Source organism: Bacteroidota bacterium, from assembly GCA_016718825.1.
Taxonomy (GTDB): domain Bacteria; phylum Bacteroidota; class Bacteroidia; order J057; family JADKCL01; genus JADKCL01.
The window spans coordinates 97,873-121,757 of the sequence record JADKCL010000065.1; the positions used below are offsets into that span (position 1 = coordinate 97,873).

Genomic DNA, 23,885 nt, shown 5'->3' on the forward strand with positions numbered 1-23,885 from the left:
CCTTCGAATGCGGTTCGGCAATCGGTTTGTCGAACCGCATTCGTTTTCAGGGCATGGCAAAAAAAGTCGGGGCGGACCCTTTGGATCCGCCCCGACACTTCATCCTTCAAAAGCTATGAAATTAGAATTTGATCGGTTCCTCTGCATTTTCAAAGTGGAATCCACCTTGATCATCGACATCCACCAAGATCACCGCATCCTTTTCCACTTGTCCTGACAAAATCTGCTTGGACAGCTCGTTCACCACAGCCTTTTGGAGCACACGCTTGAGCGGTCTTGCACCAAATTGCGGGTCAAATCCCATTTCGGCAACACGGTCGATGGCTTTGGAGGTGAAATCCAGCACCACGTCGATGTCTTTGAGCTTTTGCTTGAGGAAATTGACCTGCAAGCGCACGATATCGCGGACTTCTTCCTTGCTCAGTGGGGTAAAGACGATCGTTTCGTCGATCCTGTTGAGGAATTCGGGGCGAATCGAAGCTTTGAGCAGTTCCAAAACTTGATTTTTCGTCCGCTCGAATACCGCTTCGCGGTTTTCCGGCTTTAAACCGGCCAAGTTTTCCAAAATGAGCTGCGAACCCATGTTGGAGGTCATGATGATGATCGTGTTTTTGAAGTTGGCGACACGCCCTTTGTTGTCGGTGAGTCGGCCATCATCGAGCACCTGCAGCAAGACGTTGAATACGTCGGGGTGTGCTTTTTCGATCTCGTCGAGCAAAATCACCGAATAAGGCTTGCGGCGCACAGCTTCGGTCAGTTGACCGCCTTCGTCGTAGCCAACATATCCGGGAGGCGCTCCAATCAAGCGGCTCACACTGTGCTTTTCTTGGAACTCGCTCATGTCGATGCGCACCATTGCTTCATCGTCACTGAAGAGGAATTCCGCGAGCGCCTTGGCCAATTCGGTCTTGCCAACACCGGTCGATCCAAGGAAAATAAACGATCCGATGGGGCGATTGGGGTCGCTCAGTCCGGCTCGGCTCCTGCGAATGGCATCTGCCACAGCAGCAATGGCTTCTTTTTGTCCGACGACACGTTTGCCGAGTTCCTCCTCCAAACGCAGCAGCTTGATGCGTTCGCTTTCGAGCATTTTGGAGACTGGAATGCCGGTCCAGCGTGCGACAATATCAGCGATCAAGGCCGGTCCGACCTCCTCGGTGAGCATTTTGCGGTCTACTTGGAGGCGATTGAGTTCTTCGCCCAGGGCTTTCATTTCGCGTTCCTGTGCAGGAAGCAACCCGTATTCAATCTCAGCGGCCTTCTGGAAATTGGCGCTGCGATTGGCCTGTTCCTGCTCCAATTTCAAGGCATCGATGTTTTGCCGGATGCCTTTGATTTCGAGGATGATTCGCTTTTCTTCTTCCCAATGCGCACGAAGGCCTTTGGCTTCCTCCTCGAGGTTGGCGATTTGCAGGTTCAGTTCCTTGATTTTCTCCTGCTCGTTTTCGCGCTTCATGCCCTCGAGTTCGATCTTGAGCTTGCGCAGTTTGCGCTCCATTTCGTCGAGGTCTTCGGGCATGGAGTCGATTTCGAGCCTGAGTTTGGCCATGGATTCGTCCATGAGGTCAATGGCCTTGTCGGGCAACTGACGGTTGGCGATGTAGCGATGGCTTAATTCGACAGCGGCGATGATGGCGCCGTCCGTGATGCGCACGCCGTGGTGGGATTCGTAGCGATCCTTAAGACCCCGCAAGATCGAAATCGAATCTTCGACGCTCGGTTCATCGACGACCACGGTTTGGAAACGGCGTTCCAAGGCCTTGTCCTTTTCAATGTATTTCTGGTATTCGTCGAGGGTAGTGGCACCGATGGCGCGCAAATCACCCCGGGAAAGCGCAGGTTTCAGGATATTCGCTGCATCCATCGCCCCCTCGCTTTTGCCTGCGCCGACAAGCGTGTGAATCTCGTCGATAAACAGAATGATTTCGCCTTCGGCATCCACCACTTCCTTGACGACGGCTTTCAAACGCTCCTCAAATTCGCCTTTGTACTTGGCGCCTGCGATCAGCGCGCCCATGTCGAGCGAATAGATAATCTTGGATTTCAAGTTCTCGGGAACGTCGCCCGAGACAATACGGTGGGCAAGCCCTTCTGCAATCGCGGTCTTGCCAACACCCGGCTCACCGATCAAAATCGGATTGTTTTTCGTGCGCCGCGTCAAAATATGCAGCACCCTGCGGATTTCCTCGTCACGCCCGATCACCGGATCGAGTTTGCCCGCACGCACCAGTTCGTTGAGGTTGCGGCTGTATTTTTCGAGCGCATTGTAAGTGGCTTCGGCATTTTGGTCTTCGACCTTTTTGCCCCCACGGACCTCCTGAATGGCTTTTTCCAAGGTTTTGGCGTCTGCGCCTTGATCTTTGAGGATCGTGCCTGCCTTGTCGTCGCTTTTCAGCATGGCGAGCAACAGGTGATCGACGCTCACGAAGTCATCCTTGGCCTTGGTTGCAGCCTCTTCCGCCACTTTGAGCAGCTTTTCCATGTCCTTGCCGAGGTAGGCGTTGCCGGTGTCGGAGACTTTTGGATAAGAAGCGATGAGTTCGTCGACCTTTTTGCGGGTATGCTCGAGGTTGATGCCCATTTTCTTGAGCATGGTGTGGACGATGCTCTCGTCTGCGCCAAGCATCGCTTTGAGCAAGTGCCCGGATTCCAGGTGTTGTTGGCTATTGCCTTTGGCGATTTCAGCGGCTTGCTGAATGGCCTCTTGGGATTTGATGGTGTATTTATTGAAATTCATAGTGATTCTCGTTGAGCACGTTGTTTTCGTACTTGCATTCTTCCGTTCAAATGAAAGTCCAAGATGGAAAATCTGCCAAAAGGGCGTGCGAGCATGGCGTTTTGGCAGGAAATGGACTTCTTTGTGGGAAGGATGAGCCAAATTGTCCAGAATCGCCAGGATTTGGAGAGAAGTGAGGCAGCTCTTATCTTTGATTTTTGCATGAATTGGGCTGTATTTCAGTTCCAGTAGAGAATTTTCGCAGGGAATGTGGTTGTTGCATTCGAATAAGGGAGTCAAGAATGGTTTTCACGACAAAGATTTTGCGCAAGATTTCGGCCCTCACGGGCTACACGATTTTTAAATCACGTCATGCGCCCGTTGGTTATTACCTCTCTACGGATGTGCGGCATCGCCTGCTTTTGCCGATGCGTACGGTGTTTGATGTTGGCGCCAATGTCGGTCAAACTGCATTGGAATTGGTGGATGAATTTCCAGAGGCCAAGATTTATTCGTTTGAGCCTGTTCAAACAACATTTTCACAACTCAAACAAAATGTGGCGGCCTATCCAAATGTGCATTGCACGCATGCTGCACTTGGCCGTGTGGCTGAGAAGCGGGAGATCAGGCTGTATCCAGAAGCGACCTCCCTCATTAATTCATTAAATCCTTTGGGGATGAACAATGCCCCGGAGGCAACGCTCGAAACGGTCACCGTCACGACGGGTGAGGCGTTTTGTAAAGAAAAGGGCATCGACACGATTGACCTATTGAAAATTGATACCGAAGGATTTGAACTTCCGGTGATCGAAGGCTTTGGAGATATGTTGCGCAACGGTAAAATTGGCGCAATTTTTTGCGAGGTCAGTTTCAACCCATCCGACAAAGCGCATACGTTTATCAACGACCTCAACGATTTGGTTTTGGGGAATGGCTATACGTTTTATGCACTCTATGGAATGAGCAATGCCTCGATCAAGGTTGGGCGCAGTTATGGCAATGTGCTGTATGTGAGCCCGAGCGTGAAAGAGCAACTGATTTGTTAGGTTGCGTTGTGCATCAAAGTATTGAAATGAAGGATAGCCGACTTGGATTCTTTGTTTTATTAGCCTTGTTCGTTGCAAATGGTTTGTTTGCCAACGACGGCGTCTTCTATGCCCAAGGCAATCACCTTGTCCCGGTCAAGGAAACGGTGGTTCAGCTCAAAAAGGAGATTTTGAAATTGAAGCGAATGGGCGACTACATGGCCGTAGACGTCTATTTCGAATTTTACAATCCAGGGCCGGAGAAGACGGAAATCGTCGGATTTGTCACGCCGCCGGCAGAAGGGGATGTCGATGACGCCACGGCACAGCATCCGCAGATAAGGGGATTTTCAGCCGAAGTCAACGGTGCGATGTTGCCGTTCAAGATCGCAAGGATGGAAGACACCGGGTTCAAATACCTGGGGGACGAGGAACCTTCCGGATATGATTTTGTCTATTACTTTGATGTAAAATTCAAGCCCGGTCTGAACATCATCCGGCATCGTTACGAGTTTCGGGGAGGAAGCAGCGTGGAGATGGAATACGACTTCGGCTACCGGCTCACGACGGGGAATACCTGGGCAAATGGCGAAATCGGGGATTTTACGCTTGAAATTGACATGGGCGAGCGGGCATTGTTTACACTGCCTTGGAGCTTTGTCACCAGTGATGCCCCGGCAAAATGGAAAATTCTCGGTGAAGGTAAAATGGGGAAGGACGCAGACATCATTTTCGAATCCTATTTCCGGTCAGTTTATCTCCGTAATGGCGCAGTGCAATTGAAAGCACTCCATTTTCATCCAGACCGCGATTTGGGAATCAACGGATTGCAAATTCACAACCAAGCCTACGTCTGGGGAAGACCTGATCTGATAGAAGAGGTGAATGAATGGCTACCCTGTACGCTGTTTGCCGGCTCCGACGATGAATGCCTTAAAGATCTAACAGATAAGCAATTGCGGATCATGCGGAATTTCCTCTATGCGCGGCATGGATTACCTTTCAAAAGCAAGGAATTGACGGCCTATTTTAGCCAATTTATCTGGTACGATCCGATCGAGGGGCTTTTGGTTGACAAAATCAAATGGGAAGATTGGGAGCAAAATGCCATCAAGGCGATTCTTGCCGAAGAAGCGAAGCGGAAGTGACTTTGTAGGGGCACAGCTTGGCGCCGTTTGCAACGTGAGGGCCTTGATGTTCAGCAACGAATAGCAGCGCATCCGAAAGTTTCACAAATTCCTTTATCTTCATTGCGCATTGGTCTCACCACTAAGTTTGAAGGCGATGAATTTTCTTTGCTTGTTCCCAAAATGGATTTCCAAATGGCTGGTTGGAATGTGTTTGTTGATGCTTGCCTCCCTGCCATTGCGCGCGCAGGATGTCAACGGCCGCATAGCCGGTACGGTGACCGATGCCGCAGCGGGTACCCCGCTGGAAGGGGTTGAAATTCGGCTGCTCAAGGACAGTTCCGTTGTTTCCGGTGTGCTGAGTGACGCAACAGGAGCCTATGCCTTGGAGAAAGTGCCGGTCGGCCGCTACACATTGGCATTTGGATATGCATCCTACCGTAGCCGAATGGTTCCCGACGTGGTGGTTTGGTCTGCCAAAACGGTCGTCGTCGATGCGGGGATGGAGGAAATGGTGGTGGAGGTCAATGCCGTCACAATCGAGGCGAGCAAGGCAGGCGAGGCGCAGCATGAAATGTCGACCGTCTCTGCCAGGGCTTTTTCGGTCGCGGAGGCGGAGCGCTACGCGGGCAGTCGTGGCGACCCCGCGCGTATGGCGAGCAATTTTGCCGGTGTTCAAGGCACCGACGATACCCGCAATGACCTCGTGATTCGCGGAAATTCGCCGTTAGGGGTCAATTACCGCCTCGATGGAGTCAACATTCCCAATCCCAATCACTTTGCGATTACGGGCAGCGCCGGCGGCCCGGTCGGAATGCTCAACAACAAAGTGTTGGCCTCCAGCGATTTCTTCACCGGCGCATTCCCGGCGGAATTCGGCAATTCCCTTTCCGGAACATTTGACCTCAAATTCCGCAAGGGCATCACCCAACGACACGAATTTACCTTGCAGGCGGGCATTTTTGGGGCCGAAGCAACCGGCGAAGGTCCGCTCGGCAAGGCAAATGCAAGCGGGCAACGGGCATCGTATCTGTTCAATTTGCGGTATGCCACGCTCAGCTTTTTCTCGGCAGCAGGAATTGACATTGGCACGACGGCCATCCCCAAATATCAGGATGCGGCATTCAAGGTGAATGTTCCGCTCAAAAAGGGCGCTGAACTCAGCTTTTTTGGTCTCGGTGGCAACAGCAAGATCGATTTTGTCGTGAGCGACGATGAGAAAAAGGATGCCCGTGAAATCTTCGCGTCCGGTACGCGTGACGAATACTTCCGCGCCGGGATGGGTGTGGCAGGCACGCGGTTGACCGTGCTGAATGGAAGCAAGGGCGTGTTCCGGGCAAGCTTGGCCTATTCGCTGGAACATGTGAACATGAACCAATTTGATGTTTGGCGGCATACCGAAGGTCCCGATTCGTTGTTTGTGCTCGACAGCATCACCCGCAACATGGGCTTCAAGGGGAATCTCCACAAGGCGTTGAGCCATTTTTACTACCGCCACAAAGTCAGTGCCCGGCACGGATTTCAAACCGGAATTGTCGTGGATGGGTATTATCAACGACTCCATGATAGCATCGTTCAAACGCCGGGTCAGACCGATTTTACCCCCCGCATGAACTATGACGGCCTCGAATTTTTGCTGCAACCCTACTTCCAATGGCGTTACAACGTCAGCGAACGCTTGAATTTGAATGCGGGCCTCCACGGACAAGTGTTTACCCTCAACAAAAACAGCATGAGCCTGGAACCGCGGGCAGGGCTGAAATGGGCATTCACCGACCGGCAAAGCCTCAATTTCGGTACGGGCCTGCACAGTCAGTTGCAGCCTTATTACATCTACTTCCAACAGTTGCCCGCGATCAACGGCAGCGCAGTGCGCCACAATTCCGACCTCGGATTCTCCCGCAGCCTTCATTTTGTGCTCGGGCACGACGCTTTCCTCGGAAAATACCTCCGCACGCGGGTGGAAGTCTATTATCAATACCTGTTCAACGCCCCGGTGGATACTTCAGCGTCCTCGTTTTCCATGTTGAACCAAGGTTCAGGATTTGACCGCTATTTCCCGGGAAAAATGGTCAACACGGGCACGGGTCGCAATATCGGCGGCGAATTGACGGTCGAGAAGTTCTTCAGCCACAACTGGTTTTTGTTGGCGACTGCGTCGGTATTCGACAGCAGGTACCAAGGCAGCGACGGCCGCACCTACAACACTGACTTCAACAGCAGATTTGTCGCCAACTTGCTGGGAACAAAGGAGTTCAGTTGGGGCAAAAAGCGAAAGGTCACCTTCGGCATCGGCGGAAAGGTCACCTATGCGGGTGGAAAGCGGTATTCGCCGCTCGATACGCTGGCTTCAATTGCGATTGCCGACGAAGTTGTCGAAGATTCATTGCGTAACACGCTCCAATTCCCCGATTATTTCCGACTGGATCTCAAGCTCTATTACCGCATCAATGCTGCGAAGCTCACGCACGAAATCGGATTTGACTTCGTGAACGTGACGGGGCAAGCGAATCTGCTGCGCTTGCAATATGTCGGTGGAAATCAGGTGTTTGCGCCTGTGAATCAAATCGGGTTCTTGCCGATATTTTATTACCGGGTGAATTTTGCGGTTGGAGGGGGAAGAGTAGCCTGATTCTACCCACCAACCACTTTTGGCACCGGGGGCGCTGATGAAGGATTGGTATTTCGACCAATTTCAAACGCAACATCTTCAGCAGCTGGCGAAAGAAGCAGTTCAAAATTATTTTCAATGATTTTCGAGGGAGAGGTAGAGATCCTGCCGGTTATTTGCATGGTTTTATTTGCATTTCTTTGTGATTGCGCAAAAATGTTAGCCAAATGAAACCTTTTTGGCCAAATGCGTAGGAAATATTCCTTGCTTAAGATAAATGGTCGAATACTTACTTTCATTCGTTCGTCAAGAATTCAAATTTTTGCTTGTTGAGAAAAAGATTCAATTGAGCAATGTAGGGGAAAAAACGGTGAAGGATTGCTATGTTGTTGAAATTAGACAATCGCAAGACAATATTTTCCACGTGGCCTTTGTCGTTGAGAACATTGAAATTGGCGACGTAAAGGCAATCTATCAATACCTACAAAATGAATTGACTATTGAAAGAACGAACTTGGAACAATCGAAAAGTTCCTGACTCTATGGACTTACCAATTCATAGTAATCAATTGGTTTTTCGAAATGTCTATATTTCTTCTGCAATAATCTTGTGTGTGATGTTGATGATATTTATTCAGCATCATCGTTTTATGGGTTTACAACAAAATAAGAGATCGAATCCATTAAGAAAGGTTTTAGAAAAGTCTTTAATGACCAATCACAGAAGGAACTGGCTAAGGAAAGTTTTAAAGGGATAAAGAAGAGTCCCTTTTTGGAATCTATTACTTCACTGATCAATATGAGTCCCGCATGTTCAATTGCTGCACGGAAGCAATGAATGCGGTAAGGATCTCGTAGTTATCCAAGCTGACAGCAAAATTGAAATTTTCCAAGCAAAGATTGGCGATCTAAAAACGAAAGAATGGAGACAAGTCAAGCCACAGTTGGAAGAAATTTTCGAGGTTCCATTACCAGAGTTTCTTTTGGGTAAGGCGGAATCTCCAAGTATCGTTGGAATATTGGTGTTCAATGGGGATGTACGTCCAGAGGTCTTGCCTCGAATCTATGGCTGGATTTCTGATCAGAAACAGGCATATGGTAGAATCTTTGAGATTTGGGATATCAACAAGGTGCTAAATTTCATCGAAAGGAAGAATCTGTTCGAAGAGTTCAGGAAAATCTGCTTTGAAATTGGAATTGAAAAAGAAAGAGGGTCACTGTGAATCTCTTCCTAGTGCTTTGGAATTGGTTACCTCCAACGCGTAAAAATTACCTTTCGAACGAATTCAAGTGGACTGCATGCCAACAAAAAAACTTACTTTATTTCGATCATTGACAGAGCAGGATGGTGTTGAACGTGATATTTGGACTGCGTATTGCCCTTCCATCAAAACGGAAAGAAATCTCCGCCGCCACTTGGGGCGTTGCTCGTTGATTCTTCGTTGATCCGGGACTGCCTTGTGATCGTGCCGCTGTTGCCTTGGCCAAATCCTTGCTGTGCAAGGCTTTGCTCGAGGTTGTGGTCGTCCAAGTCGGCAAATTTTGCGAACTTTTTGATGAATTGCAGTTTCACGTCACCGACCGGACCGGAACGCTGCTTGGCGATGATCACTTCGCAAACATTCGCAGTCGAACTGCCGTCTTCATACGTGGTAAGTCCGTAGTATTCAGGGCGATAGAGGAACATGACCATGTCCGCATCCTGCTCGATGGAGCCGGATTCACGCAAGTCACTCAACATCGGCTTTTTGTCGCCACCACGCGTTTCCACGGATCGGCTCAACTGTGAAAGTGCGATGATCGGAATGCTCAGTTCCTTCGCCAATTCCTTCAGACCTCGCGAAATACCTGCAATTTCCTGTTCGCGGTTACCACCTGACTTCACGTTGCCGGTCATCAACTGCAAGTAGTCGATGATGATCATCCCGATGTTTTTCTCAGCCTTGAGACGACGTCCTTTGGCACGCAAGTCCATGATCGAAAGGGCAGGGGTGTCGTCGATGTACAAGGGCGCCTTGCTCAATCCGCCGATGCGGCTTGTGAGTTGTTCCCATTCGTAGCGCTCCAAACGGCCCGTACGCACCTTTTGCGCATCGACCTCGGCCTCGGCGCAGAGCAGACGTTGCACCAACTGCGGTGCGTCCATTTCCAAGGAAAAGAAGGCCACCGGAGTCCCGAAACGCACCGCCGAATTGCGCGCCATGCTCAAGGTAAACGCGGTTTTACCCATAGCCGGACGGGCAGCGATGATGACCAAGTCGGCAGGGTGGAAGCCGGAGGTCATTTGATCGAGCAGACTGAAGCCGGTTGCCACACCCGTGACGCCACCTTCGGTGCCCTGAATGGCTTCCAGTTTCTTGAGCGTAGTGACCACGAGGTCACTCATCGCCATATAATTCCTTCGCAGGTTGGTTTCCGACAGCGAAAACAAGTCCTGCTCCGTGCGGTCCAACAAGTCAAACACGTCGGTCGTCTCGTCAAATGCCGAATTCACCACGCCGTCGCCGATTTTGATGAGCTCGCGCATCAGGTACTTTTGGGCGATGACCCTTGCGTGGTATTCGATGTTGGCTGCAGAGGCGACCTTGCTTGTGAGTTCGGTGAGGTAATAGACGCCGCCCGCAGCTTCCAACATTCCGGTGGTGCTGAGGTGATTTTTGACGGTGAGCAAGTCGATCGGCTCCGAGTTTTGGAAAAGCTTGTTCACAGACTCATAAATGAGCTTGTTGCTTTCCTTGTAAAACATTTCGGGCCTGACGACGTCGACGATTTTGTTGAGGGCATCCTTTTCCAGGAGCAATGCACCCAAGACAGCCTGCTCCATTTCGAGGGCTTGTGGGGGAATGCGTCCTGAGCGCAGTGCTTGCGGCACGACGTTCTTGTTTTTGCGTGACAAAAACTCTGCGGAGGGCGCGTAGTGTACGCCTTCGGGTGGATACTGCTCACTCATAAATACTGTCGTCTTTGGGTTCTTTTGACAACCCAGCCTCAAAATTAGGGAGAAGTTTTAATTCCGTATTTTCCACAAGTTTTTCTCCCGCGATGTGCGTAACTGCCTAAGTCGCTCATTCTGAATCTACGAGGAATAAGAACCCCTTCGTTACCGAAAGCTTTCCACATTTGTGAATAATTCAGGATGCGTTGGACGGCTCAGGAGCGCGTTTTTGCAAAGGGGAAAATGTGCGAATGTGTACAACTATTTCGTTGCTGATGGAATAGGAATTCTGCCAAATACGTAGCTGTGGATAAGCTTGCCAATGGATTGATTCGAATTCAAATTGGCAGAGACGGTGAGAATCAGCTATCTTTCGTTCGCTAACAACGGAATAAGGTGAAAAAAGTGGGTTCGAATAGGATGGGGTGGTGGTCATTGGGGATTTTCGCCATGGTGATCCTTGTTGTTGGTTGTAAACATGAGGACGGTGAGCCGCCTGCCACGGCGCTTTCCTTGCCGGGTGACGGTTTTGTGGTTGTTGCCAATTCGGAGTTTGAAGTCGCAGGAAGGGCATCAGACAACGAAGGTTTGGTGAGCGTAACGGCGGTTTTGTTTGAAACATTTACCGAGCAGATCGTGCAAACGACTTCGATCGCGATCTCTGGAATGGAAACCGATTTCTCGTTTCGCATGCCCGCAGGCGACCGCTACACCGAAGGTGGGGATTACACCTTGCGTGTGACCGCTGCCGACAAGGCTGGTAATGAGGGTTCTGCGTTTTTGCAAATCACGGTTCAAGCATTGCCATTGGAGTTCAAAGGTCTTGTTTGGGCCGGAGAAAGCGGGGGAGGGGCATTCTCCATTTTCACACAGGATACAGCAGGCAATGTCCTTTCTGGACCGGGTGGATTAAATTCCATGGTGGATCTGTTGATGGACAGCCGCAACGGACAAATTGTAGCTGCGCAATCCAATGCTGGCGTGTTGTCTGCTTGGGATTTTGAGGAATTCACGCCGATGTTTCAGACTACATTGCCGCAAGGGACGGGTACAGAGACCTTTTCAGGGATAGCCATGAATCGAAACGGCTTTTATGCGGCCGTAAGGGTTCCGGAATATCTGCGCAGTTATCGCTTTGATGGCTCACCAAAGAACAATTTCGAGCAAGTGTTGTATCCGGGGACGGCGGTGATGGCCACTTCAGACAAGGTTTATTTGGGCGTTTCGGGCATTTTGGGGTCACCTCGCAAAGTGGATGTGTACGACATCGCGAATGAAAGCCTGGAAGCGACACAGGTGCTGGATTGGGATGTCCTTCGGATTTTGGCCATGGATGCTGATGAAATCCTCGTTTGCGGCAATTCCAGCGGTCTGGGAAGGATTTTTGTGCTAGACCGGCAATCCCTGATCCGCAATCAGGAAACTGAATTATTGGAAGGCTTTCGCGATGCAGTGACGGCAAACGGCAGGGTTTGGGTGCTGACTGATTCAGGGATGATGGAGTATTTTCCTTCGAATGGCACCCTTTCGTCCGTGTTGATGGCGGGTGATTTTTCTGCTTTGGGAGTGGACGCTGCGCGGAATCGTCTTTTTATTGGTAGCACGGACAGAATCGACATTGTGACGGGTGCGGGTGCATCGTTGGGCATGGTTCAAGGAGGATTTGGCGATGTACGATTCATCAGCACCTACTACAATCGGTGAGCGGCAAAAAACATTGCTGAACTGAATGTTGATGCATCTTTTTCAGCTCAATTCTATGAATCCTGGCAAAGAAATCGGGCTTCGGAAAAGCCAAAAGCAATGAATCAACCATGTTGGAATTGAGATGATTCTGTAGGTATCGCACGTCCAGAAATCATTGTTATTCTGGGCTATTTTTCGGAACTTTTGCGGAATTGTAGTCTTAGGGCGTTAATTTTGCCCTGTTTTTAAATTAATACCAAAAGTAATTCATCCTTTATGAACAGCAAAGTGCGTTTTGGCGTATCCAGGCCGACCTGGTTACTTGCTTGCTTGGGTTTTGCGCTGCTCGGATTGCTATCCCTGCAATCCTGCAAAAAGGAGTATTTCCAACCTGATCGGATCAAAGATGCAACTTGGAACCCCGAGTTGGCAGTTCCTTTGATCAAATCCACGATCACGGTTCCGGAAGTCCTCGGTCGATTTGATGACCAAGATGTGATCACGATTGACTCGACCGGGATTCTGGCCTTGTATTACCGTGACAATATTTTCTCATTTTCAGCCGATTCCATGATCGTGTTTCAGGATCAATTGGATCAGCAAAGCCATACTTTGACGGCTCCCGAGGCAACAATCTTGCTCGGAGGAGGCACCGTCACAGTACCCATCAATTACAATTTTGCCTTTGATGTCTCCAATTTGGGATCTTCTCCGGAGCTCACGAGCCTCAGTTTTGATGGTGGCACCATGGTCGTCGACATTCAGAAGCAATTTTCCTATCCTGCTTCCATCCAATTGTCGATTCCGGGCCTCACGATCAATGGAAATCCATTCAATCAGACGTTTTCAGGAACCGGGCCCACGACGATTTCCTTGGCGGGTGCAACTTTAACCTTCTCGCCGATTAATCAGGTGCCTGTTTCTGCCACGATGACCATCGGTGGCAGCGGTGCAGGAGCTCCCGGGCAGACCATCGATGTTACCGTTGCCTTGAACGGATTGGACTTTGAGCAGATCTTGGGGGATTTGAAAAATTTTGCAATTCCTCAGCGATCAGGAGAAGTGCGGATTCGTTTCTTCGAAAATGACACCACCAACTCCAATAATGGAACAATCACTTGGTATGACCCAAAGGTCAAGGCGATCTTTACCAACGGCGTAGGCGCTGGCGTTCAGTTGAATAACATTGTGCTGAATTTTGTCGGCCCATTCACCTCAACCCTCCTTACCGGCTCGAGCCCATTGCTCAACAATCCCACGCTCAATTTCAGCAATACCATTGGTGCAAGCGTCGTGGACAGCTTCACCGTGGATCGCCTCAATTCCAATATCCTGACGGTAGCAGCCCAAAAGCCCACCAAGCTGCTCTATGCCTACAATGGTCAGCTGAATCCAGGCACAGGCCCCTTCAACAATTGGATCCAAGATACGAGCCGTGTACGTTTGGACATGGAGGTTTTCTTGCCTTTTGATGGCACTGCAGAAAATTTCCGCAGAACATCCACCAGCGACATCGACATTTTCCCGATTTCGGAAGACATCGAAGAAATCGAGCAAGTGATGTTCCGCCTCACAATTGACAACGGTTTCCCGGCCGACGCCCATGCCCAGGTATATTTCGGAGACTCGACGTTGGTGGTGGATTCCATCACAGGCGCGATTACCGGCGGCTTGATCGACTCAATTTTCCCCAATGGACAAGCAGTGGTATTTGCCTCTCCTGATGTTCCAGCTTCCGGAATCGTCGATCAAAACAACAAGAAACACAGTGTACTTGACATTACCGTCGACCGCGCACTTCTGCAAAAGCTTGAGACTTTGGGAATGCGGAAAATCGTGGCTCGCGGTTGGATCGACAGTTACCAGTTGGGTACGCGCGAAGTCAAGATTTACAAAGAATACGAAATGGACTTGTACCTCGGTGTAATGGTCAAAGCGAAAGTCAAGGTTCAGCTCTGACGAAAATCTCATTACAAATTGGACAATTGAGGACCTTTTAAGATTAAGAAAACAATGCAACTGAAATATAAAATATTGTCACTGATCATGTTGTGCATGGGTTCGTTGGGCTTTGCCCAAACAGACCTCACGCTTTACAACATGAACCGGACACCGCAGTCGATGTACCAAAACCCGGCGCTTACTCCGCCGACAAAGGTCAATATCGGCTTGCCGGTCATATCTTCCCTTTACTTCCAAGGCATCAACAGCGGATTTGCCCTTAAGGACCTGCTGGTCCTTGGATCCGATGACTCCTTGACGCTTGACGTCGACAACATGTTGAGCAAACTTGCAAGTCGCAACTTGCTTGCGCTGAATTTCAACACGGACCTGATCTCTGTAGGATTCCGTTCTGGCCAAGCTTATTTGAGCTTGAATGCGACCACCAAAACCTATATGCGCTTCACCTATCCCGAAGATTTCTTCGGCTTGGTTTGGAAAGGTAATGGCGGGTTTTTGGGTGAAACCGCTGATTTTGGAAGCCTTGCAATCGATGCGGGGATGTACCACGAGATTGGTTTGGGCTATACCCGCGACATCTTCGACGATGGCCGACTCAAAATTGGTGGTCGCCTGAAATACCTGAATGGTGTCGCCAACGTCTATACATCGCGCAGCGACATTTCTCTGTTCACAGATGCGGACTACTTCAATTTGACGGCCAATTCGGACTTTCAAATCAATGGTGCAGGTCTGCCTGGTTTGTTGATGGGCGGTGATTCGCTGGTTGATGGTGAATTTACCCCGACAAGCATGATCATCGGCAAAAACCATGGCGCCGGGATTGACCTTGGCTTCAGCTGGGATGTTGTGCCAGAAAAGGTACGTCTTTCAGGAAGTATCGTGGATTTGGGCTTTATTCGCTGGAAGGATACTCCTACGAATATTTCCTCCGACAATGCCACATTCACATTCGAAGGCATCGATATCACCGATTTTCCAACAGGTGACAGCCTCAATGGCAATTATTTTGACTCGCTGAGCACAGCCATTTTGGATTCCTTGGTGGGAATTTTTGTCCCTGATACGACCCACAATGCCTACACCGCTTGGACGATTCCAAGGTTCTACATTGGCGGTAACTACCTCATCAATGAGCGCATGAATGCTGGGTTGCTGTTCTGCGGAGAAGTTTACAAAGGCACATTCCGCCCATCGGTCACAGCCTCTTACAACATCGCCCTCGGCCGTTGGCTCCAATTGTCGGCAAGTTGGTCGTATGCCAATCGCAGCTGGCTCAATCCAGGCGTTGGCATCTCCCTGAATGCCGGCCCTGTGCAGATTTATGCGGTCACCGACAATATTTGGCTCCTTTTGCGCCACAATCCGTGCGCCAAGGTCATGTTCATGCTGGTTTGAACCTGACCATGGGCTGGAAGCCTAAAGATCGCGATGGGGATGGCATTGCAGACAAAGAAGATGCTTGCCCAGACGATTCGGGTGCCGTCGAATTCCAAGGTTGCCCAGACCGTGACGGTGACAAAATCATTGACTTGAAAGATGCTTGCCCGGATGTTCCTGGTTTGGCTGCCTTCAGTGGTTGCCCAGATACTGACCTCGACGGTGTCGTGGACAGTTCCGATGCTTGCGTCGACGTACCTGGTTTGGCCGAATTTGCAGGTTGCCCTGACCGCGATGGTGACAAAACCATTGACAAGGAAGATGCTTGCCCGGATGAGGCTGGACCAAAGGAAACCAAGGGTTGCCCAGACCGCGACCGTGACGGAATCTTGGACAGCCAGGATCTGTGCCCTGACAAGCCCGGCGATGCCGAGCACAAAGGTTGCCCAGACACCGACGGTGACGGTACCTACGACAACGAAGACAAGTGCGTCGATGACTTCGGTCCTAAAGACAACTTCGGCTGTCCTTACGGTGACTTGGACAAAGACGGCGTGTTTGACAAGGAAGACCGTTGCGTCGACACCCCTGGTCCAAAAGAAAACCAAGGCTGTCCTTACGGTGACCTCGACGGTGACGGCGTGACCGACAATGTCGACGATTGCCCGAATACGCCTGGTCTCCCAGAAAACAAAGGCTGTCCAAAACTCTCCGAAAAGGAGCAGGAAATCTTGGATCTTGCTTTCAGCAACCTTGAATTCGAGTCTGCAAAAGCCATTATCCGCACCACGTCGCTCGACGAATTGGATTCCTTGGCTGCATTGCTCGTTTCCAAGCCAGACTGGAGATTGCGTATCGCGGGTCACACCGACAACGTTGGTAACCCTAATTCCAACATGACGCTTTCAAAGAATCGCGCAAACGCTGTGAAGAACTATCTCAACAGCCGCGGCGTCGCCGAGGACCGCTTCATCGTCGAATGGTTTGGCCAAACCAAGCCATTGGTGCCCAACACCACTCCTGCCAACAAGCAGAAGAATCGCCGCGTGGAGATGGAAGTGAAGTTTGAATAAGGCTTCCTTCGAATGCAAATAGAAAATCCGGGCTGCTGAAAAGTGGCCCGGATTTTTTTGAATTGGGTATGCAATGGGATTGCCAACCTTCCGACGTGGCAACGGTCGGCTTTTCGCCTAACACGCATTTGGATTCAACAACGAAACATCACGGAATCAAGCGCCGGCAGAAAATTGTCCCACAGGAAGTACCACCTTTCAACTTGACAATGCGCTTGGCTGCAACTGAATCTCAAATTCAGAGGCACGGCACCGGCTTGGCATTCTTTGCAGAATGCGGCAAGGACGACATCTGGCACCGGAACGCGGTGGTACTGGCTTCAAGGCCTGTGTAATTCAATGTGCACGTTGAGGACAGTGAATGGCGTCAATGCAGCGACTGTGGCTTTGGTTTCCGGACATCAGCCTTTAATTGTTTTTGATTCGATTGGACGGCCGCATGCCCCAAAATTCAGGAAACATTGAGTAGCCCACTTCCCCACGGTGGTTGCCTTTGTCGATTTTCCAGATGCCCATGGTGCCTATCAGTTTCGGATCATCATGTAAACAAAGCCCCCAAGTAATCCCGTCTCCGGCATCAAAAGAATCTCTGATTTTACCGATCAGAACCTTCACCTCGTCGACATCCTTGTCATTTTCCCGATCGAGGTATTTTGTCACTTCCGGATGCGTGCGCAGGGCAAAAAGCGTCTCCGCATCGGCGGTGAGGATTTCGCGCATACGCAATCGGGCGGTTTCGATTTCTGGAAAGCTATCAAATTGAACGTTGAGCATACGCTAAAATTAAAGTCAAAAGCGAGAGAATCCATCCACGACGCTGCCGATTCGGGCATTGAAGGCAGACGAATGCAATTTCGGAGGAAAAATGTTGAGAAAATAGGCCACCTACGCCGCAAGAACTGTGAATCTCCCATTAGAATTTGATTTGGATCACCTATTTTTACAATCTGGCAATATCCACATCTGTGGAAAAGTACGTCGCTCTGCCTCAAGCTGATGCGACCGATTCGAGATGAGTATCAAGCGCAAAGTAGCCGAAATCTGGGCCCGCCAAAGGGCAAAAGCCATCCGCAAGGTGCATCTCGACCCTGTGGGTTCACAGCACCGTACCCTGAAGGCACTCATTGCCAAGGCTGCCGACACACAATTCGGGAAAAATCACGGATTTACCGTCATCAACGGCCCTCGCGAATTCCGTGCGCGGGTGCCTGTACGTGACTATGAGGCCGCTTTGGAGTATTTTCTCATGATTCGGCGGGGTGTGCCAGACGTTTGTTGGCCGGGAAAACCGCTTTACCTTGCCAAAACCTCGGGAACCGTCAGTGGCGCGAAATACATTCCGATCACCAAGGATTCGATCAAGTATCAACTGCTTGGCGCGCGCGACGCGCTGATGTTGTACATGGTTTCCTCCGGGAACACGAGCTTTTTGGACGGGAATATGATGTTTCTGAGCGGCAGTCCCGTGTTGGAGAAAAACGAATGGGGGATGCAGGTCGGACGGCTCTCGGGAATCGTCAATCACTTTATTCCATCCTACCTCAAGCGCAACCAAGTTCCCTGCTACGAGACCAATTGCATCGAAATCTGGGAAGAAAAGATCGAAAAGATCATCGATGAAAGCATGGGACGGGATATGCGCCTGATTTCAGGCATTCCGCCTTGGGTTCAGATGTATTTTGAGCGTTTGTATGACCGCACAGGCAAGATGCCGCTGCAACAGTGGCCGAATTTGAGTGTATTTGTGCAAGGCGGCGTGGATTTTTCGCCGTATGCGCCCGTTTTCAAGAAGTTTTTTGAAGGAAAACTCGATATCGTCGAGGTTTTTCCGGCATCCGAAGGATTTTTTGCGATTCAGGATACCTTGGAGAACCAAGGATTGCTCCTGAACCTCGACTATGGCATCTATTACGAGTTCATTCCGGTCGAAGAGTACGGAAATCCAGATGCGCGCCGTTTGGGACTCGAAGATGTGGAACTGGACAAGCAATATGCCTTGGTGGTAAGCACCAATGCCGGACTTTGGGCTTATGACATTGGGGATACCGTCAAGTTTGTGAGTCTGAGCCCGCATCGCATCCGCGTGACCGGCCGCGTCAAGCATTTTATCAGTGCATTTGGCGAGCATGTGATTTCGGAGGAAGTCAACAAAGCCATGGTGGCAGCTTGTGCAATCGGGCAGGCCGAAGTCAGCGAATTTACCGTTGCGCCGATGGTTTTGCCCGGAGAAGGGGAGAGCTACCACGAATGGTTTGTCGATTTTGACCGTTTGCCGGCCGATATGGAGGCCTTTACGGCAACCCTCGACCATGAAATGCGTAAGCAAAACGCTTATTACAACGACTTGCGGACGGGCTCGATGCTCAAACCGGTCGTGATCAGGGTTTTGAAACGCAATGCGACACGTGATTATATGCGCTCACAAGGCAAGCTCGGAGGCCAAAACAAATTTCCGAGACTCAGCAATAACAGAAAGATTGCCGATTGGTTAATGGAGTACATCATCAACGGGCAAACCCCTACCATCAGTTAATTTGGAAGAGAATAAGCGCCATATCGCCATTTTGGGATCGACAGGATCCATCGGCACGCAGGCATTGGAGGTCATCGAACTTCACAGTGATTTTTTAGCTGTAAGCGTGCTCACCGCGCATCACAATGCCGATTTGCTCATTGCCCAAGCGAGAAAATTTGTGCCCAATGCGGTCGTCATCGTGAACAAAGCGCTTTACGGACAAGTCCGTGATGCTTTGGAAGACCTGCCGATCAAAGTATTCGCGGGCGAAGACGCCCTCGAGCAAGTTGTCGCCATGGACGAGATCGACATCGTCCTCACGGCTTTGGTCGGATTTTCAGGTTTACGGCCGACGTTGAATGCGATTCGAAATGGGAAACATATCGCGCTTGCCAACAAGGAAACGCTGGTCGTCGCAGGAAAACTGGTCACGGACCTTGCCAAGGAGCACAAGGTGAGCATTTTGCCGGTCGACAGCGAGCACAGTGCAATTTTCCAGTGTCTGGTCGGTGAGCAGCAGAATCCGATTGAAAAGATCTACTTGACGGCTTCGGGCGGTCCGTTTCGAGGATATGACCGCGCTGCGCTCTCCAAAGTGACCAAAGCGCAAGCCCTCAAGCATCCCAACTGGGACATGGGCGCCAAAATCACGATTGATTCGGCAAGTATGATGAACAAGGGCCTCGAAGTCATCGAAGCCAAATGGTTGTTTGGCCTGCGCGACGATCAAATAGACATTGTCGTCCATCCGCAGTCGATCATCCACAGCTTGGTGCAATTCGAAGATGGAAGCATGAAGGCGCAAATGGGTTTGCCGGATATGCGTTTGCCGATTCAGTATGCACTGCTTTTTCCGCATCGCGGGAAAAACGACTGGCCACGGTTTCCATTCTCCAAATATCCTTCGCTGACTTTTGAAGACATTGACCGTGATGTGTTTGCCAATTTGAAGCATGCCTACTCAGCCATGGCGATGGGTGGCAATGCTGCTTGCATCCTCAATGCCGCCAATGAGGTGACGGTGCGACTATTTTTGGAAGAAAAAATCAGTTTTACAGAAATATCAGACTTGAATGGCTTGGCCATGAAGGCTTTGGACCATTTGCCCGAGGCGACGTTGGAACAATTGTTTGAAACGGATCGACAGGCACGCGCTTGGGTTCTGGACCAAGTCGCTACAAAACATATTTAGATACAAGACGCATTTTTGAAATGGAATTACTTCGTACGATAGGATTGATGTTGTTGGCGCTGAGCATCTTGATTGTGATCCATGAAGCGGGTCACTTCTGGGCTGCCCGCATGTTCAAGATCAAGGTTGAGAAATTTTTCTTGTTTTTTGACTACAAATTCAAGCTTTTCAGCGTCAAAAAAGGCGAGACGGAATACGGAATCGGTTGGATTCCTTTGGGTGGTTATGTCAAAATCGCGGGCATGCTTGATGAGAGCATGGACGAAACGCAGGTGCAAGGACCTCCACAGCCTTGGGAATTCCGCGCAAAACCGATTTGGCAGCGTTTGATCGTCATGTTGGGCGGTATTTTCATGAACGTCGTCCTGGGTTGCGTCATTTTTATCGGCTTGAAGTTTTTCGTCGGGGACTCGGTGATTCCGATGGATCGTTTGACCAATGGCATCTATGTTCCTGAAACCTCGCTGATGTACAAGCAGGGATTCCGGACGGGGGATCAGATTTTGAACTACCGCGGCGACGTTTATCCCAATTTGGATGACTATTCCAATCCGGCCAAGTTGGTGGATGAAGGTAAATACTTCGAAGTCAAGCATGCTGACGGTAAAACGGAAAAAATCACCTTGGGTGACGGTTTTTTGGATGAGTTCCAGAACGCTGCTGAGGGTGGAGGACTGTTTTCGCCTGACTTTGGCCCAAGTTTGTTCCCGTCTTCCCCCGAAGATTCCGCAAAAGACGCAAAAGCCGCGCCCGGAAGTAAGCCGACACCTACGGCAGCATATCGTGCGGGGATGCGCAAAGGCGATGTCCTCGTCAGCATCGATGGTGTGAAAATGAACCGCTTCCTCGATTTGCGTAAATATTTGAAGGAACACGCAGCGCAAACCGTCAAAATTGATGTGACGCGCGAAGGCAAGCCGATGACGTTTGTCGTGACCCCAAGGGTAGAATATTCTTGGTTTGACGAAACCTATAAAGGTCAGTTTGATTCGCTTGTCAGCGGACCCATTTCCTATTTTGGCATTGGCCCCAACGTTGAGGTGCTGAAGGATACCGTGACGTATTCTTTCTTCGAATCCATTCCTAAAGGCGTTTCAGCCGCTTTTGCGGAAGTCACCAACAATGTAAAAGGCCTCAAAGCCTTGGCAACAGGCAAGGTGAATGCTTCCAAAAGCATGTCGGGTCCTATCGGCATCGCACGCATTTATGGTTCGGGCTTCGACGCTGGCGGATGGACATTCTTTTGGAAGCTCACGGGAATGTTGTCGATGGTTTTGGCGGTGATGAACCTGCTTCCGATTCCGGTATTGGACGGTGGGCATGTTTTGATCCTCAGCATCGAAGGGATCATCGGCCGCGAGATTCCGATCAAAATCAAGGAAGTGGTCATGTACATCGGCTTTTTCATGGTGCTTGCATTGATGGCCTTTGTCATTGGAAACGATATTCTAAAATTGTTTTAGCCTATGAATTAGAGAATTAGAAATCCTATGAAAAACCTCGTATTTATCCTCGTATTCACGGCCATGCTGCCTTTTGGGCTGCTGGCACAATCCACGGTGCTGCAAAGCGATGACGGCCCCGAATCTACCGAACCCAAAATGAAGGTTCTGGTGATACCCTTCCACCAACTACGCTATTACTTCAGCGACTGCGACAAACAAGTCGGAGCCGCCACCAAAATGGACGTCAAAGACGTGCGCAAAGCCTATCAATTAGGCTTGGACTACGCTGCCGAGGCATCCATGGAAAAAAACTATGAGCCGATCAACCTCGCCCAGATGAAGGATTCGGTGGATCAAGTGGCGCTGAATGAGTTTTATGACAATGTCAGTTACGCCTACGAAACGCCTACGCGCGCCATGACCAAAAAGCAAGCAACGGTCATGAAAGCCATGAAGGAGCGTTGGAAGCAGCTTGGCGGTGGCAAAGAACCGACCACCCTCAATGAAATGGAATCCTATGTCACCGTCGACGAAGAGGACAAGGAATACATGAAACTCAACTGGAAAAATGGCGCCTACCTTGAACGCCTCAATCAAATGTACCAACCCGATTACATCGTGACGGTCAATCAGTTTGAAATCAAAACGGATTATGCTAAGTGCATTGACCGCGACCTCGGCAAGTTTGCGCGTCAGATCAAGATCCACTACAACGTCTTCCGTCCCGACGGAAAGCAGATTTACGGAGACGTGATCACCGCAAAATACAACAGCGCAACCGACGACTTCAACAAGATCGTGCAGGACAACTTTGGTTTCCTAGGGGACTACATCACGCAGTCTTTGCCCGGCGCTAAGAAGTGAAAAGTGATTAGTGAAAAGTGAAAAGTTTTCAGAGTCATGCTGAATACTTTTCACTTTTAGTTTTTCAACTACCTGAAAGTGAAAAGTTTCCAGTTTCATGCTGAATACTTTTCACTTTTAGTTTTTCAACTACCTGAAAGTGAAAAGTTTCCAGTTTCATGCTGAACACTTTTCACTTTTAGTTTTTCACTTACAACTTAAATGCGGTGAAATAGGTCACTTGTTCCGCCTTTCACTTTTAGTTTTTCACTTTTCACTTCCCGTAGTCATAGAATCCGCGGCCGGTTTTGCGACCGAGGTGGCCGGCATTGACCATGTTGACCAACAAGGGGCAAGGGGCGTACTTGGGATTGCCAAAGCCGTCGTGGAGCACGCGTAGGATCGCGAGGCAGACATCCAACCCGATAAAATCGGCCAATGTAAGCGGACCCATCGGATGGTTCATGCCCAAGCGCATGACCGTATCGATTTCGTCGCGGCCTGCTACGCCTTCATAGAGGGTATAAATGGCCTCGTTGATCATCGGCATGAGGATGCGGTTGGCGACAAAGCCAGGGTAATCGTTCACTTCGACCGGATCCTTGCCGAGGTCGCGGCTGAGGTCCATGATGTCTTGGAGCACTTCGGCCGTCGTGTCGTAGCCCTTGATGATCTCGATGAGCTTCATCAACGGAACAGGATTCATGAAGTGCATCCCGATCACCTTGCTCGGACGTTTGGTCGCGGAGGCAATCAAGGTGATGGAAATCGAGGAGGTATTGGTCGCGAGGATGGCATCGGCAGGTGCATGCTGATCCATTTGACCGAAAATCTTGAGTTTGAGGTCCAGGTTTTCGGTCGCGGCTTCCACGACGAGGGCACGATCGGCCAAACCGGATGCCATGTCGGTAAATCCTTGGATACGACCGAGAGCGGAGGCTTTTTCGGCTTCGGTCATGGTCTCTTTTTTGACCTGACGATCCCATGTTTTTGGAAATCGTGTCACGCCCGCGGGCGATGGCAGCCTCCGAGATGTCGATCAGATTCACATCGTATCCGCTCTGCGCAAAAACGTGCGCGATGCCGTTGCCCATTGTGCCGGCACCGATCACTGCTACTTTCCTGTATTTTTCGATCATGTTTTCTGAAGTTGAGAATTGGACTGCAAGTTAGTGTTGAAATGAGAATTGCGCAGCAATCGTGAACTCCATGAAAAAGAAAAAAGGGTGAACAAATGAGAAATGAGAATGAGAAATGAGAAATCGAAGCAATCGCGCAAGCAAATGAGAAATGAGAATTGCGAAGCAATCGCGCAAGCAAATGAGAGAAATGAGAATCAATTGCGTCGACACTTGATTCAGCTTGCTTGTTCCCT

The 23,885-nt window shown here is 50.0% G+C and carries 16 protein-coding genes and 1 pseudogene; 12 read left to right on the forward strand and 5 right to left on the reverse strand.

Going from position 1 to position 23,885, the window contains the following annotated elements; all coding sequences use genetic code 11:
* Positions 1-121: 121 nt before the first annotated feature.
* On the reverse strand, positions 122-2,737 hold the full coding sequence (gene clpB, locus IPN95_29415) for an ATP-dependent chaperone ClpB (protein MBK9453432.1): 2,616 nt from the start codon (positions 2,735-2,737) through the stop codon (positions 122-124).
* Between the two features lie 281 nt (positions 2,738-3,018).
* On the opposite strand from clpB, the gene IPN95_29420 reads away from it, so the two are divergent.
* The 3 genes from IPN95_29420 to IPN95_29430 all read left to right on the forward strand — a co-directional run bounded on the left by IPN95_29420 (position 3,019) and on the right by IPN95_29430 (position 7,500).
* Positions 3,019-3,762, forward strand: coding sequence for an FkbM family methyltransferase (locus IPN95_29420; GenBank protein MBK9453433.1), 744 nt, complete (start codon positions 3,019-3,021; stop codon positions 3,760-3,762).
* A gap of 26 nt (positions 3,763-3,788) precedes the next feature.
* Positions 3,789-4,889 (forward strand): YARHG domain-containing protein, encoded by a 1,101-nt coding sequence (locus IPN95_29425; protein ID MBK9453434.1) that lies wholly within the window; start codon positions 3,789-3,791, stop codon positions 4,887-4,889.
* Between the two features lie 136 nt (positions 4,890-5,025).
* A complete protein-coding gene (locus IPN95_29430) occupies positions 5,026-7,500 on the forward strand; it encodes a TonB-dependent receptor (protein MBK9453435.1) in 2,475 nt (824 codons plus the stop codon).
* A gap of 2 nt (positions 7,501-7,502) precedes the next feature.
* On the opposite strand, the gene IPN95_29435 is transcribed toward IPN95_29430, so the two are convergent.
* Positions 7,503-7,778, reverse strand: a complete 276-nt coding sequence (locus IPN95_29435) for a hypothetical protein (GenBank protein MBK9453436.1) — start codon at positions 7,776-7,778, stop codon at positions 7,503-7,505.
* A 519-nt stretch (positions 7,779-8,297) separates the two neighbouring features.
* On the opposite strand from IPN95_29435, the gene IPN95_29440 reads away from it, so the two are divergent.
* Positions 8,298-8,702, forward strand: coding sequence for a hypothetical protein (locus IPN95_29440; protein MBK9453437.1), 405 nt, complete (start codon positions 8,298-8,300; stop codon positions 8,700-8,702).
* 164 nt (positions 8,703-8,866) lie between these two features.
* On the opposite strand, the gene dnaB is transcribed toward IPN95_29440, so the two are convergent.
* Entirely contained in the window at positions 8,867-10,429 is a 1,563-nt protein-coding gene (gene dnaB, locus IPN95_29445; GenBank protein ID MBK9453438.1) for a replicative DNA helicase, read from the reverse strand.
* 381 nt (positions 10,430-10,810) lie between these two features.
* Here dnaB and IPN95_29450 point away from each other — a divergent pair, with 381 nt between their 5' ends.
* From IPN95_29450 to IPN95_29465, 4 genes are all read left to right on the forward strand, one after another.
* Positions 10,811-12,118, forward strand: a complete 1,308-nt coding sequence (locus IPN95_29450) for a hypothetical protein (protein ID MBK9453439.1) — start codon at positions 10,811-10,813, stop codon at positions 12,116-12,118.
* Positions 12,119-12,376: 258 nt separating this feature from the next.
* The gene (locus tag IPN95_29455; protein MBK9453440.1) at positions 12,377-14,059 is read left to right on the forward strand and encodes a hypothetical protein; all 1,683 of its coding nucleotides are present in this window, start codon (positions 12,377-12,379) and stop codon (positions 14,057-14,059) included.
* A 54-nt stretch (positions 14,060-14,113) separates the two neighbouring features.
* Positions 14,114-15,460, forward strand: a complete 1,347-nt coding sequence (locus IPN95_29460; protein ID MBK9453441.1) for a hypothetical protein — start codon at positions 14,114-14,116, stop codon at positions 15,458-15,460.
* An 8-nt stretch (positions 15,461-15,468) separates the two neighbouring features.
* The gene (locus IPN95_29465) at positions 15,469-16,515 is read left to right on the forward strand and encodes an OmpA family protein (GenBank protein ID MBK9453442.1); all 1,047 of its coding nucleotides are present in this window, start codon (positions 15,469-15,471) and stop codon (positions 16,513-16,515) included.
* A gap of 408 nt (positions 16,516-16,923) precedes the next feature.
* Here the strand turns inward: IPN95_29465 and IPN95_29470 are convergent, their stop codons facing one another.
* Positions 16,924-17,289, reverse strand: a complete 366-nt coding sequence (locus IPN95_29470) for a GNAT family N-acetyltransferase (GenBank protein ID MBK9453443.1) — start codon at positions 17,287-17,289, stop codon at positions 16,924-16,926.
* A gap of 238 nt (positions 17,290-17,527) precedes the next feature.
* Between IPN95_29470 and IPN95_29475 the strand changes: the two genes are divergently transcribed.
* Genes IPN95_29475 through IPN95_29490 form a run of 4 tightly spaced genes read left to right on the forward strand, consistent with a single transcriptional unit; the run spans position 17,528 to position 22,531 of the window.
* Positions 17,528-19,048 (forward strand): GH3 auxin-responsive promoter family protein, encoded by a 1,521-nt coding sequence (locus IPN95_29475; GenBank protein MBK9453444.1) that lies wholly within the window; start codon positions 17,528-17,530, stop codon positions 19,046-19,048.
* Between the two features lies 1 nt (position 19,049).
* The gene (locus IPN95_29480; protein ID MBK9453445.1) at positions 19,050-20,222 is read left to right on the forward strand and encodes a 1-deoxy-D-xylulose-5-phosphate reductoisomerase; all 1,173 of its coding nucleotides are present in this window, start codon (positions 19,050-19,052) and stop codon (positions 20,220-20,222) included.
* 20 nt (positions 20,223-20,242) lie between these two features.
* Positions 20,243-21,685 carry an RIP metalloprotease RseP gene (gene rseP, locus IPN95_29485; protein ID MBK9453446.1) on the forward strand — a complete coding sequence of 481 codons (1,443 nt, stop codon included), beginning with the start codon at positions 20,243-20,245 and terminating at the stop codon, positions 21,683-21,685.
* Positions 21,686-21,712: 27 nt separating this feature from the next.
* Positions 21,713-22,531 (forward strand): hypothetical protein, encoded by an 819-nt coding sequence (locus IPN95_29490; GenBank protein MBK9453447.1) that lies wholly within the window; start codon positions 21,713-21,715, stop codon positions 22,529-22,531.
* A gap of 253 nt (positions 22,532-22,784) precedes the next feature.
* On the opposite strand, the pseudogene IPN95_29495 reads toward IPN95_29490, so the two are convergent.
* A pseudogene (locus IPN95_29495) lies at positions 22,785-23,649 on the reverse strand (3-hydroxybutyryl-CoA dehydrogenase).
* Positions 23,650-23,885: the final 236 nt, after the last annotated feature.

Excerpts from the sequence above, each read along its gene's own strand:
- clpB (MBK9453432.1), bottom strand. The coding sequence starts at position 2,737 with ATGAATTTCAATAAATACACCATCAAATCCCAAGAGGCCATTCAGCAA.
- IPN95_29420 (MBK9453433.1), top strand. The coding sequence starts at position 3,019 with ATGGTTTTCACGACAAAGATTTTGCGCAAGATTTCGGCCCTCACGGGC.
- IPN95_29425 (MBK9453434.1), top strand. The coding sequence starts at position 3,789 with ATGAAGGATAGCCGACTTGGATTCTTTGTTTTATTAGCCTTGTTCGTT.
- IPN95_29430 (MBK9453435.1), top strand. The coding sequence starts at position 5,026 with ATGAATTTTCTTTGCTTGTTCCCAAAATGGATTTCCAAATGGCTGGTT.
- IPN95_29435 (MBK9453436.1), bottom strand. The coding sequence starts at position 7,778 with ATGAAAGTAAGTATTCGACCATTTATCTTAAGCAAGGAATATTTCCTA.
- dnaB (MBK9453438.1), bottom strand. The coding sequence starts at position 10,429 with ATGAGTGAGCAGTATCCACCCGAAGGCGTACACTACGCGCCCTCCGCA.
- IPN95_29455 (MBK9453440.1), top strand. The coding sequence starts at position 12,377 with ATGAACAGCAAAGTGCGTTTTGGCGTATCCAGGCCGACCTGGTTACTT.
- IPN95_29460 (MBK9453441.1), top strand. The coding sequence starts at position 14,114 with ATGCAACTGAAATATAAAATATTGTCACTGATCATGTTGTGCATGGGT.
- IPN95_29465 (MBK9453442.1), top strand. The coding sequence starts at position 15,469 with ATGGGCTGGAAGCCTAAAGATCGCGATGGGGATGGCATTGCAGACAAA.
- IPN95_29470 (MBK9453443.1), bottom strand. The coding sequence starts at position 17,289 with ATGCTCAACGTTCAATTTGATAGCTTTCCAGAAATCGAAACCGCCCGA.
- IPN95_29475 (MBK9453444.1), top strand. The coding sequence starts at position 17,528 with ATGAGTATCAAGCGCAAAGTAGCCGAAATCTGGGCCCGCCAAAGGGCA.
- rseP (MBK9453446.1), top strand. The coding sequence starts at position 20,243 with ATGGAATTACTTCGTACGATAGGATTGATGTTGTTGGCGCTGAGCATC.
- IPN95_29490 (MBK9453447.1), top strand. The coding sequence starts at position 21,713 with ATGAAAAACCTCGTATTTATCCTCGTATTCACGGCCATGCTGCCTTTT.